The organism is Flavobacterium sp. (assembly GCF_027484205.1).
GTDB lineage: Bacteria > Bacteroidota > Bacteroidia > Flavobacteriales > Flavobacteriaceae > Flavobacterium.
On record NZ_JAIXUB010000012.1, the window covers coordinates 1 to 12,855 of the forward strand.

The 12,855-nt window shown below is 30.5% G+C and carries 12 protein-coding genes; 4 read left to right on the forward strand and 8 right to left on the reverse strand.

Translation table 11 applies throughout. The features are described from left to right. From Q0049_RS03855 to Q0049_RS03870, 4 genes are all read right to left on the reverse strand, one after another. Positions 1–686, reverse strand: a 686-nt coding sequence (locus Q0049_RS03855) for a choice-of-anchor J domain-containing protein (RefSeq protein WP_298116756.1), incomplete at its 3' end; no start/stop codon positions are given. 76 nt (positions 687–762) lie between these two features. After that, positions 763–1,608, reverse strand: coding sequence for a hypothetical protein (locus Q0049_RS03860; RefSeq protein WP_298116758.1), 846 nt, complete (start codon positions 1,606–1,608; stop codon positions 763–765). A gap of 12 nt (positions 1,609–1,620) precedes the next feature. Then, positions 1,621–2,439, reverse strand: coding sequence for a 3-deoxy-8-phosphooctulonate synthase (gene kdsA / locus Q0049_RS03865; protein ID WP_298116760.1), 819 nt, complete (start codon positions 2,437–2,439; stop codon positions 1,621–1,623). Between the two features lie 98 nt (positions 2,440–2,537). Beyond that, positions 2,538–2,993, reverse strand: coding sequence for a 2-dehydro-3-deoxyphosphooctonate aldolase (locus tag Q0049_RS03870; RefSeq protein ID WP_298116762.1), 456 nt, complete (start codon positions 2,991–2,993; stop codon positions 2,538–2,540). Positions 2,994–3,084: 91 nt separating this feature from the next. Here Q0049_RS03870 and Q0049_RS03875 point away from each other — a divergent pair, with 91 nt between their 5' ends. Further along, on the forward strand, positions 3,085–3,642 hold the full coding sequence (locus Q0049_RS03875; RefSeq protein ID WP_298116764.1) for a YeeE/YedE thiosulfate transporter family protein: 558 nt from the start codon (positions 3,085–3,087) through the stop codon (positions 3,640–3,642). A 1-nt stretch (position 3,643) separates the two neighbouring features. Further along, the gene (locus Q0049_RS03880; RefSeq protein ID WP_298116766.1) at positions 3,644–4,057 is read left to right on the forward strand and encodes a DUF6691 family protein; all 414 of its coding nucleotides are present in this window, start codon (positions 3,644–3,646) and stop codon (positions 4,055–4,057) included. Between the two features lie 39 nt (positions 4,058–4,096). Here Q0049_RS03880 and Q0049_RS03885 read toward each other — a convergent pair whose 3' ends face one another. Together Q0049_RS03885 and prmA are read right to left on the reverse strand one after the other, a co-directional pair. Next, entirely contained in the window at positions 4,097–4,372 is a 276-nt protein-coding gene (locus tag Q0049_RS03885; protein ID WP_298116768.1) for an ATP-dependent Clp protease adaptor ClpS, read from the reverse strand. Positions 4,373–4,394: 22 nt separating this feature from the next. After that, on the reverse strand, positions 4,395–5,228 hold the full coding sequence (prmA, locus tag Q0049_RS03890; protein ID WP_298116770.1) for a 50S ribosomal protein L11 methyltransferase: 834 nt from the start codon (positions 5,226–5,228) through the stop codon (positions 4,395–4,397). Positions 5,229–5,362: 134 nt separating this feature from the next. Here prmA and Q0049_RS03895 point away from each other — a divergent pair, with 134 nt between their 5' ends. Together Q0049_RS03895 and Q0049_RS03900 are read left to right on the forward strand one after the other, a co-directional pair. Continuing rightward, complete coding sequence (locus tag Q0049_RS03895) at positions 5,363–6,505, forward strand: hypothetical protein (protein ID WP_298116773.1); 1,143 nt, start codon at positions 5,363–5,365, stop codon at positions 6,503–6,505. Next, a complete protein-coding gene (locus Q0049_RS03900; RefSeq protein ID WP_298116774.1) occupies positions 6,465–8,831 on the forward strand; it encodes a hypothetical protein in 2,367 nt (788 codons plus the stop codon). Before Q0049_RS03895 ends, Q0049_RS03900 begins: the two co-directional genes overlap by 41 nt. Before the next feature lie 65 nt (positions 8,832–8,896). Here the strand turns inward: Q0049_RS03900 and hemN are convergent, their stop codons facing one another. Beyond that, positions 8,897–10,261, reverse strand: a complete 1,365-nt coding sequence (gene hemN, locus Q0049_RS03905) for an oxygen-independent coproporphyrinogen III oxidase (protein ID WP_298116776.1) — start codon at positions 10,259–10,261, stop codon at positions 8,897–8,899. Positions 10,262–10,521: 260 nt separating this feature from the next. Next, complete coding sequence (locus Q0049_RS03910; RefSeq protein WP_298116778.1) at positions 10,522–12,687, reverse strand: DUF349 domain-containing protein; 2,166 nt, start codon at positions 12,685–12,687, stop codon at positions 10,522–10,524. Positions 12,688–12,855 lie beyond the last annotated feature (168 nt).

Genomic DNA, 12,855 nt, shown 5'->3' on the forward strand with positions numbered 1-12,855 from the left:
GTTGGGTCTAAACACTTTTGAGCAATTCTAACATTGTCTAAAAGCCATCTATCACCACTAATTCCAGTTGTAGTTTGAGTATATTTCATTACAAAGGCAACATAAACTTGTTGACCAATCAATGCAGCAGGGAAATCTATAACTTTTTCTGTATAAATATTAAAGTTGTTTTGAACACCATCAGGATCAAGAGTCAATTGATCTTCATTATATTCTGCAAGTAAAGTTGTGTATGCAGCAGGTGAAGTTTGAGTTGAACCAAGAGGTGCTACTTTTACTTGATAAATAGTACCTGTATTTCCATTTGTAAAAGTTCGAGCAAAAAATCGTAATTGTCCATTTGCTGGTACTGTAAGTAAAGGAGTTGCTAAATAATCCTCTGAGGTATTTCCTAAACCAATGTTCTCTCTGTTGATATAAGCAGCATTTGTTCCTGCATAAACAATTGGTGGAGTAGCAATTGCGTTGTTAATTCCCCATCGTTGATTTGGACCAACGCCGTTATCAAAAACAGCCCATTGGTTTCCTGTAACTCCAGTTCCAAGTGTCCATGGAGAAGGAGTAGTAGGAGCAGGTAAATTAGGACCTGTTGTCCCTTCAAAACCTTCAGTTCCTGGTGTTGGAAATTGTGAATAACCAGCAAACGAAAGGAATAATGTTAGAAGTAATAAAGTAATTTTCTTCATAGTAGTTATTGTGAAATAGTGGTTGATTTTATAAAAAATGTTATCAAAAATATAAAAAAAAATAATATTATCTAAATTAAACTTTGAATATTCCTCCTAAAGCTATTATTCTTTGCAAAAAGAAAAACTCTTGAGAAGCTGAATCAGAAGCATCACTTGTAGTTCTAATATCATTCATGTCAATGAATCCTCCTTTGAGTTCTGTTTCAATAAAAAAGTATTTAAAGAAGGTAAAATTCAATCCAACTTTAGCTGAAAAACCATATCCTGATACATGAAAATCATCATGTCTCTCTTTTCCTAATAATTTTGCATTGGTTTTTGGATATAATAAACCAATTCCAACACCTTCGGTTAAATTAATTTGGAATTTATCTGTGTTGTTTATTTTGAATATTTTAGAAATATCATCAACTCTTGAAAATTCTGTATTAACGTAATTTAAACCATCGGTATGTTCAAATGTTAAAAATTCTTCTGTTAATAGTACCTGGTTGTTAGGTAAAGATTCTCCATAAGTTCCTTCATTTGGATAAAAACCATTAATGTCAACGGCTCTATTTTGCTCCATAACATACTTCATATGATCAACACCAATAGAAATATTGTAGTGGTCATTGATGAAATACCCAATTCTTAAATTTGTTTGAGGAATTGTAATTCTAGCAGGATTGAAATAATCAATATGCCAACCTTTTGGTTTGTCATTTGCAACTACATCATGGATAGTGAAATCATAATCATCACCTTTAAAGCGTATGTCTGATTTTGTGTAGCTTTCACGATTTCCACCCCAAAAGAAGTATAATTTACCTTTATTGTGTTTAGTGAATTTTTCGGGAGTTACAGGTTCTTGTGCATAAGTAAGTTGAGATAAGGCAGATAAAATAATAATTAGGAAAGAATTTAACTTGGAAAACATTTGTAATGGTATTTAAAATTGATTGATAGTTTTTCTTATGGCAACAAGACGAGTCATTAAGTTTTCAAAATAGTCAAGATGTAACATGTTTGCTCCATCACTTTTTGCATTTGCTGGATCAAAATGTGTTTCAATAAAAAGACCATCAACTCCTACAGCAATTCCGGCTTTAGCAATTGTTTCAATCATATCAGGTCTTCCACCAGTTACTCCGATGGTTTGATTAGGCTGTTGAAGTGAATGTGTAACATCAAGAACAGTAGTTCCGAAATGTTGCATAGTAGGAATTCCTCTAAAATCAACAATCATGTCTTGGTAACCAAACATCGTTCCTCTGTCAGTAATCATAACGTTTTCGTTTTGACAATCTAATACTTTTTGAACTGCATGCTTCATACTTTCTGGACTCATGAATTGTCCTTTTTTAAGATTTACCGTTTTTCCTGTTTTTGCAGCAGCTACAACTAAATCTGTTTGACGAACTAAAAATGCTGGTATTTGAAGCACATCAACATATTCTGCTGCCATTGAAGCATCTTCATTAGTGTGAATATCGGTAATAGTTGGCACGTTAAAAGTTTCGGATACTTTTCTTAAAATTTTTAGCGCTTTTTCGTCACCAATTCCTGAAAAACTATCTATTCTTGAACGATTTGCTTTTTTAAACGAACCTTTAAATACAAAAGGAATTTCAAGTTTGTCTGTAATTGTTATTAATTTTTCGGCAATTTTTAATGCCATTTCTTCTCCTTCAATTGCACATGGTCCGGCAAGAATGAAGAAATTACCACTTGATAGATGTTTAATCTGTGGGATATTTTGTAGATTCATTATGATTAAATTTGATTAGCAAATATAACAAAAAAAACCTTCTAATTTTCTCATTAGAAGGTCTTGTGATTGTTTAGTTATAAAATTTTATCAACAAACTAGAACTGTTTTATTGAAAAACCATTTGGACAAAGTATTTTTCCCTTTTCATATATATTGAAGTATAACTTTACTTTTTTTGATTCTCCTTCAAAGGTAATTTCATAAATATCTAAAGTTCCTGCTCCCATTTTTGTTCTTTTTGTTGGGAAAGGACAACAGGTTTCTATTTTTTCATAAGTGAATTTTTCACCTTTTTTTCCTAGTAATGCATTGAAATAATAGGTAATGTTTTTTGTTGAATTTTTTTCGTTTTCAAACCCAATATTGATTGGATAATTGGCATTGTAACCATATTTTGAATCATTACTATATTCTGTAATTACAAAACGATTGTCTTTTACTTGTGGTTTTACAGCGTTATTGTCAACATTTTGTAACGTTGATTTTATGCCACCACAAGAAGTAAAAAGGATAATCGAAAAAAAAGATAGAAGGAATAGGTTTCTTTTCATTTTAAGTTTTAAATTAATTTTTTTATTCAAATATGTTAAATTATAATCAAAAATCAAACCACTCTATCTATTTTTGTCAAAAATAAAATTTATGGAAATTATTTCACATACATGGCATTGGTCCGTTTCTGGATTTTTAATAGGAATGGTAATGCTTGCTTTAATCTATTTTGGTAAAGTTTTTGGAATGTCTTCTAATTTGAGAAGTCTTTGTTCTATGACAGGAATTGGAAAGAAAGTATCTTTTTTTAATTGGGACTGGAAAGCACAAAGATGGAATTTAGTTGTTGTTTTTGGAGCAATGATTGGTGGTTATGTTGCAACACACTACATGAGTGATTCGTCTAACGTTGCAATTAATCCTGTAACAATTGAAAAGTTAGAAAAACTAGGAATTGACGCTCCAAATGCTAAGCTATTACCTAATGCCCTTTTTGGAAATGAAATTTTTCAATCTCCAAAAATGATATTATTTTTAATTATTGGTGGCGTTTTAATTGGTTTTGGTTCTCGATATGCTGGCGGATGTACTTCTGGACATGCAATTTCTGGTTTAAGTAATTTTCAAATGCAATCATTGAAAGCAGTCATTGGATTTTTTGTTGGAGGTTTAATCGTTGCACATTTTGTTTTACCATTAATTTTTTAAAATGAATTTAATTAAATATTTACTTGTTGGTTTTGTTTTTGGAATTGTACTAACTAAATCAGAGGCAGTTTCTTGGTATCGAATTTACGAAATGTTTCAATTTGATTCCTTTCACATGTATGGAATAATAATGACGGCCATCATAACTGGAGTTATTGGAATTCAACTTATAAAAAGAAAAAAATTAAAAGACATAAAAGGTAATCCTATTTACATTCAAGAAAAGGAAAAAGGAACTTTCCGCTATTGGATAGGAGGTTTGTTTTTTGGGTTAGGTTGGGCTTTAGTTGGCGCATGTCCAGGACCAATTTTTATTCTTTTAGGTTCTGGTTTTTTTAGTGTGATTTTTATATTTTTTGGAGCTTTATTTGGAACTTTCATTTATGGCTTAATTAAAGACAAATTACCTCATTAAAAAAAAATCGTCTCGTTATTTGTAACAAGACGATTTTTTTTATTGTATTTCAGCACTTAACCCTGCATCTAAAAGAGCAGAACAATACGGTTTGAGCTCTTCATAACTTCCATTTTTTACAGAACATTGTCCTTTGTAGTGAACTAAAATAGCACATTGTTCAGCTTGTAAAGGTTCGTGATCACAAACTTTTACTAAGGTGTCAATGACATGGTCGAAGGTGTTGACATCGTCATTATAAAGAATAATTTCATTATTGATTCCAACTTGTTCTTCAACTAAAACTTCTTCTTGAACTTTTTCTATGGTACTCATGTTTTAAAGCATTTTTGAATTGCTAATTTACATATTTCAATGAAACCCAATTGTTTCTTTCAAATTTTTTAACATATTTTAATCCTTTTTCGGTGCAAGAAGCATCAATAAAAGGGATGTCTTCAGTGTAAAATCCGCTGAATAAAATCGTTCCGTTTGGGTTTAAACAATCTACGTAAGATTGCATATCGTTCAACAAAATATTTCGGTTGATATTAGCAATTATCAAATCATATTTTTTGTCTTTCAACAAAGCAGCATCGCCTTCATAAACGGTAATTTCTTTGCAATTATTGCGTTCTGCATTTTCAATAGAATTCAAATAACACCAATTATCAATATCAATGGCATCAATAGGTTTTGCGCCTTTCATTTCAGCAAGAATGGCTAAAATTGCTGTTCCACAACCCATGTCTAATGTTTTCATTCCTTCAACATTCATTTCTAGTAAATGTTGAATCATCATGTGAGTAGTTTCATGATGACCTGTTCCAAAACTCATTTTTGGTTCGATTACGATATCAAATTCGGCATCTGTTTTTGGATGGAAAGGTGCTCTAACATGACATTTTCCATCAACATCAATAGCTTCAAAGTTTTTTTCCCATTCTTCATTCCAATTTACCTGATCAATTTCTTCTACAACATGAGTTATTGTAAATTCATCAGAATCAAGAATGAAAATATCTTCTAAAATATCTTCAGTCCACAAATCTTTCTGAATGAATGCACTGATTCCTGTTTCTGTTTCAATGAAACTTTCAAAAGCTTTTTCTCCTAATTCTGCAATTAAAATTTCCGAACCAAGATCTTTTGGTTCAATAGTAAAATGATAGGCTAAATATATATTTGACATGAATTATTTTTTTGCAAAGGTAAGCAAACCTTAATTAAATTTTAAATTGATTTTCTTTGAAATATTTTCTTTATTTTTTTAAAATGATATTAGATTTATACTAATTTCGTTGAGAATAAAAAAGTTATTTTTAGATGAAAAAAATCATTCTATTTTCATTAGTTCTTCTTTCATTTTTGTCTTGTAAAAAAGATAAAAAGATTGATGTTATTAAGTCTTTTTGTTATTGGAAAACCGATAGTTATTTTGGGCAAGAAGAAGATTCTCTTGCTAAACAAATGAAATTGAAACATATGTATGTTCGATTTTTTGATGTAGATTGGAATCCTTACGCAGAAGAAGCGCAACCTGTAGCAACCGTTTATAATATTCGAATTACTGATGGTTTAAATATTACACCAGGTATTTTCATTACTAATGATGTACTTCTAAATTCGTCAAAACCTCAATTGGATGTTTTATCGGAACGAATGGCAATTCGCATAAAAAAAATCATTGATAAATATCAAACTGAAAAAGCGACTGCTTTAGCATACAAAATTGCAGATGCAGATTATGAAAGGCAAAAAGGAAATGCTTTTCAATCTAGATTAAGTACAGATTCCATAATAATAGCTGAAAAGCCAAAATTCGAGAAAGACATTCAAGAACTTCTTTTTGATTGTGATTGGACAGAATCGTCTAAAGACAATTATTTTTATTTATTAGAAAAATTGAAATCTAAATTTCCAAATTATAAAATTGCTTCAACCATTCGACTTTGGCAATATAAATATTATGAAAAAGCAGGAATTCCTCCTGTAGATAAAGGACTTTTAATGTGTTACAACATGACAAATCCAACCGAATATAATACTAAAAACTCGATTGGAACAAGTGATGAATTAGCAGATTATATTACGCACGATACCTATCCATTAGAATTAGATATTGCTTTACCATTATTTAGTTGGTCTGTTTTATTTCGTGGTGGCGAATTTAAAGGTGTGATTTCTGAATATCAAGAATTTGAAAAAAGTCCAACAACTTTCAAGAAAACAGACGACAATAAATACACTTTACAAGATGACATTCAAATAGGTAAGTTTTATGCAAGAAATGGTGATGAAATCAAAATTGAAAAAATTTCAGATGAAGAAATTGAGGATATGATTGATATAATCACCGAAAAAGTAAAAATTTCAAACACTACTAAAGTTACCTTCTTTTCATTCGATAAAAAATACATAAACGATTATGGAGTTCAAAATATATCAAAGTATTATGAAAGTTTTTAGTGCTTTTTTTCTGTTATTTAGCATCCAAATTTTTGCTTGTGGATGGAGCGAATCTGCCGAAACAACTCGTTTAGCATTGTTTCGTGCCGAACGAATTAACAATGTAAAATTACGACCATTTTGTTATTCTGCTGATTATTACATGTCGGTAGAAGAGGGAAAAAATGCCGATCAAATTAGAAATTGTAAGGAATGGCAAGCCAAACTTGGAAGCCAAATTTCCATTGATGATATTTACGAAATTCTATATAATACCGAATCTGAAAAGTTTGAAAATGCTTCAAAATCTAAAAATTTACAGAAGGTTTTTAAAGACAATTCCTTTATTGAAGCATTGGCTTTACCAAAGAACAAATTGTTTTTCGAGTATATTTCATTAGCTAAAAAGATTGAATACAACAATTTAGGAGGAAATAAATGGGAATCTTGGGATGATATTCAAGTTGATTATTATGATGAAACTCCTAAAGCAAAAGCGGTAATTTCAAATTTTAAAAATAAACTACTAACTGCTAAAGATGCTTTTCTGATTAAAAGATATGCATTTTTATTGTTGCGATACGATTACTATAACAACGGAACTTCTAAAGAAATATCAGCATTGTATCAAAAATATTTCACTTCTAAAGACAATTCTATATTGAATCCTTGGGCAATGCATTATTTTGCTATGTCCATAGAAGATAAAGCATTACGTAATTATTATTTAAGCAAAGTTTTTGTTTCTTGTGATGAAAAAGCGTTTGCCGTAATGCTAAATTTTGATGATAAAATCATTGAGGAAACATTGAAATATGCAAAAAATGATTTTGAAAAAGGAATAATTTTGGCATTGAAATGTATGAGAAATCCATCGCCAGCTCTGAAAGACTTGAAAGAAATTCAGCAATTAATTCCTCAAAGTGAATATTTTAGTTTTCTTGTTGGAAGAGAAATCAATAAATTAGAAGATTGGATTTTTACTCCAAAATATACCGAAAGTTCTCCATCGGTAGTTTTTGAAACTCAAGATTGGTATTCTGATTATGAAAAAGCCAAAAAAGAAAACGAAATTAAAGATTATGCTTATTTAAATGAGTTGAAAGAGTATCTAATTGAAATCCAACCGCAAGCTGTTGGTGAGCAAAAAGATTTTTACAATGCGGCCATTGCACAATTATGTTTTATAAACGACGAAATTGATTTAGGTAAACAATATTCCGATAAAATTTCATCCACTGCGAATGCTAGTATTCAACTTCAAAAGCACATTCAATTGGCTTTAATTGCTTTAAAACAAGGAAATATTTTGGATGAAAAAACAAAACAAATTCTGTTCGAAAGTTTTAATGCTATCGAAGATATAGTTGAAAATGATGCAACACTTTTTAAAAGTATGTATACTTTATATCGCATAGCGAGTAAACAATATTTCGACAAAAACGACGTGGCGACAGCAGGTTTATTGTTTTTAAAATCAGAAAATAAAAAGTATTATTCAGATAATTTTGATGGATATTATAGCTATTATGAAGACCAATACTACTATTATTACATTGGTTATTTCGAGCGTTATGCAAAAGAAAAAGACATTGATAACTTGATTGCATTAATTCAAAAAGAAGACAAAACACCTTTTGAAAAATACATTTGTTCGGGAACAACTTATCAAGATGTAAATGCATACAAAGACGTAAAAGGAACGCTTGCTTTTAGAAATAATAATCTGGAATTGGCTAAAAAAACCTTCGCTGAAATTCCGAAAGAGTTCTACGAAAAAACGTATGAATTTAAATACTACTTGAATGAAAATCCATTCGTTCCAAAGGTTTTAGTTTATGGAACTAAAAATAGAAAGTATAATTACAAATTTGATAAAGCCAATTTTGTTGCGACTTTAATCAAATTAAAAAAACAAAATACTGCCGAAAGTAATTTGAAATTGGCTCACGCTTATTATAATGTTTCATCTGTTGGAAATTCATGGATGATGACAGCTTATGGTTTGTCTTCGGGAGAATATAGTTATTCAGATTATGTTTTTGGTGGCAATAGAGTAGATCAAGAAGTAAAATTTCAAAATGGGAATTATTACAATCTTGAAATTGCAAGACAATATTATCAAAAAGCGTTGCAATTAGCTAAAAATAAAGAGATTAAAGCAATGGCAAGCTTAATGATTTTTGAATGTGATTTAACCAAACATTATTCCTTCGCTCAACCTTATGAGGAAAATCCGAAGCCATTTATAGCAGGAATTGAAATTAAAAATTTCCTAACGATTTATAAAAATACCAAAACATACAAGCAATATAATTGTCCACTATTAGAGCAGTTTTTAAATTAATTATAAAAAAATAAGGGAATTAAAAAGTCAATTTTAATTCCCTTATTTTTTTATAGTTTTGATAATTAAACCGTCATTGAAAATAATTCTGTCTGCGGAAGATTTCGTTTTAGACGTAAATCAAATGCCATACAAATGTTTCTCACAAATGGTTTTCCTTTTTCAGTAACTTCTATTGATTGGCTATTTATTTTCACCAAACCATCGTTTTCCATTTCATGAAGTTGATTGATGATTTCAGGTAATTCAGGAAAAAAGTCGTTATCATTTTTCCAAGAAGTTTCAAATTGACACATCAAATTTAGAATATGTTTTCTAATAATTAAATCTTCATCGGTTAGAATGTGACCACGAAAAACCGGTAATTCATTAGCATCTAATCTTTTGTAATAGTCTTCAATAGTTTTTTCATTTTGAGCAAAACTGTACCAACTATCGCTTATTGAAGAAACGCCAAGTCCAATCATCAATTGAGTTTTGGAAGAAGTATATCCCATAAAATTACGATGCAAATTTCCTTTTTCAAAAGAATCATACATGCTGTCGGTTGCTAAAGCAAAATGATCCATTCCAATTTCATGATAATTATTCTGCGATAATCTATTTTTTCCAGCTTCATAAAGTTGACGTTTTTCATCATCTTTTGGTAAATCTTCACCTTTAAATCCGCGTTGTCCGTTACCTTTTATCCAAGGCACATGTGCATAACTATAAAATGCCAATCTATCTGGTGAAAGTGATTTGGTTTTATCAATCGTATCAATTACATCATTCAAAGTTTGAAATGGTAATCCAAAAATCAAATCGTGACCAATAGAAGTATATCCAATTTCTTTTGCCCAAAAAGTAACCTTCGCCACATTATGAAATGGTTGAATTCTATGAATTGCTGTTTGAACTTTGTTGGAATAATCTTGCACACCAAAACTCACTCTTCTAAATCCTAAATCATAAAGTGATTGTAAATGTCGTCGTGTAGTGTTGTTTGGATGACCTTCAAAACTAAATTCGTGTTCTTTGGCTTTAATAGCACGCGTGAAAATTCCGTTTATTAATGTTTCTAAATTTTCTGGTGAGAAGAAAGTTGGCGTTCCTCCACCAAGATGAATTTCTTTAATAATGGGTTTATTTGTTAATAAATCACAATATAAATTCCATTCTTTTAAAACCGCTAAAATATACGGATTTTCAACTTCGTGATTCTTTGTTATTCGTTTGTTGCAACCACAAAACGTACACATACTTTCGCAAAAAGGCAAATGAATGTATAAACTAATACCTTCAGATGCATTAGATTCGTTGAATGATTTTATAAAAGTATTTTTCCATTGTTCCAATGAAAATAAATTTTCTTCCCAATATGGAACCGTAGGATAACTTGTATATCTTGGTCCAGGAACATTATATTTTTGAATTAAGGAAATTGACATGATGGAATACTTTTAAGTTTCAAAAGTAACCTGAGTTATGTCATAAAAAAATGATAATTGTCATGTGGGAAAGAAAAGAGAATAGAAAAAAAATATTGCGAATAGACTAAAATTTAATTTGTGTAATCAATGTTCAAAATAATTAGTGTAATTCGTGTGAAAAAAAATCTGTGGAAATTTGTGTAATCTGTGTTTGAAATAATTCGTGCCAATTCGTGCAAAAAGAAAAAAAAGCTCACCGATTAAAGTGAGCTTTCTTTTTATTTATTCAAATTTCTAATTTGTTTTAACTTGTCTTTCCAAGAAACTAAATCTTCTTTATGTCGTTCAATAGTTTTTCTAACCTCAGTTACAATTGAATTTTCTTTCTTAGCATTCTTAGTGTTTTGGAAGAATTGAATGTTGTTTTCTAATTGGAAAATTTCATTTTGAACTTCATCAATTTTTCTCATGATGAAGATTTTTTCATTATCTAATTTTCTACTATCTTCAGATCCAGCAATGTTATCCAAACGATTAGCAAAACGCAATTGCTCGCTTTCTTTTTTGCTTGAACTTAATTTTTCAAACAAAGCATCTAAAATTTTATTGAATTTTCCTTCCACATGTCTTCTGTTGAAAGGAACTCTTCCAATAGATTTCCATGCTTCGATGTGCGCTTTTATGGCATCCAAATCGGTTTTGTGATCACCAACTAATTCAAATGAACGTAACGTTTCTAAATATTCTTTTTTCTTTTCAAAAGCAGCAACTTCTTCAGCATTTTCCTCTTTTTTGCTGTCTTTCAAACGTTCAAAATAATGGTTACAAGCCGCTTTAAATTCATCCCAAAGTTTATCAGAAAACTTTCTTGGCACGTGTCCAACTTGTTTCCAATCTTCCTGAATTTGTTTCATTAAAGGCGTTGTAGCTGCAAAATCTTCGCTATCTTTCAATTCGTTTGCTCTATCTACAAGTGCTTGTTTTTTGCTTAAATTATCGTTTTGATCTTTCTTAATGTCTTTGTAGAAAGAGTTTTTCAATACATTAAAATCACGAACTGCATTTTTAAATTTTGCCCAAGTTGCTTCATTCACTTCACTTGGAACTTTTCCTGTAGCAAAGAATTGATTTCTTAAAGCTTCCACTTTTACAATTTGGTTCAACCAAGCTTGGTGCGAATCTACTTTCTCTTGAGCTAAAACTTCTAATTGCGCAATGATTTCGTTTTTCTTTTCAAGGTTTTCAGTTTCTTTTGCTCTAAAACTTTCATAAAAAGTTTCACGCTTGTCGTGCATTTGTTTGGTCAATTCACTGAATTGTTTCCATAATTCTTCACGATGTTCTCTCGAAACTGGTCCGATGTCTTCTTTCCAAATTCTGTGTAAATCTTGTAATTCACGAAACGATTTGTTGATGTCAGTTTCATTGATTAATTCACCAACACGAGCTATAATTTTGTTTTTTAACTCTAAATTATGTTTGAATTCTTGATCACGAGCATCTCTATCTAAGTGCAAGAAATCATAAAAATTCTCAATGTGGAAATGATAATTATTCCAAACGTGGTTGTATTTATCTTTTGGAATTGGTCCAGCATTTTTCCAACGTTCTCTAATATCATTTAGCTGTTTTAGAGCATTGGCAATATTTCCTGTCGAATTGTTAACCAAGTTTTTCAACTCTTCTACAATCGCCATTCTGTTTTCTAAATTCGATTTTAAATTGTTTTGAAGCGATTTAAAATGCGCATTTTTCTTATCTCTGTATTGATTGTATAACGAATCAAATTTTGTTTTTAACGGAAAACTATAATGAAAATCCTCAGTAGTATCTGGATTTTCTGCATTAAATTCATCTCTTTTTTCATCCATAAAATGGTGAAATTTAGATAAAAATGCTTTTTTTACTTCTTCAACATGTTCACGAACCGACATTACTTGGTCAGTTGCAACAAGTGTTTCCAACTCTTCAACCAATTTTTCCATTGGCAAAGCTTCATAATCCTGTAAAGGAATATCATAACGACCTTTTACCGTTTCATCTTCACTTTCCTCTGCATTTGCATTTGCAATAGCGTTCATTGCAAAATCATTTTCATTTTCTAAAACGATGGTGTCATCTGCAACTTGTTCGTCTGTTAATTCAATAACATTTTCTACAACTTCTTCTGTCGTATTCTCAATAGTTGGAACTTCTTCAGGCGTTTCTGTAATTTGTTCACCTACAAGGTCTTCAACTTCTAGAACCGTTTCTTGTTCAGCTTCGGCTACTAATGGTGCTTCAACTTCGGTATCAGGAATCAATTCAACTTCGTTTTCAATAGCTTCTGCAATAGCTTCAACTTCTTGATTTTCAGCTTGAAACGCTTCTTGAGATTCATTGTTTACGTTTCCATCTGTCTCGTTTTCGTTAACTGACAGGTTATCATTCTTTTCTTCTAACATTTGTTTGAATGTGTTAGGTTATACAATATTTTCCTTTTTGGAGGGCGAAAGATAGTGAAGTAGCAACAAAAATCAAAGAAAATCAATGGTTTCTGAACAGAATATTTTTTTTAGGAGCGAATGTTTCGCGAATTTTTGCCCCGAAACTTCGGGTCCATTTTCCCGCTT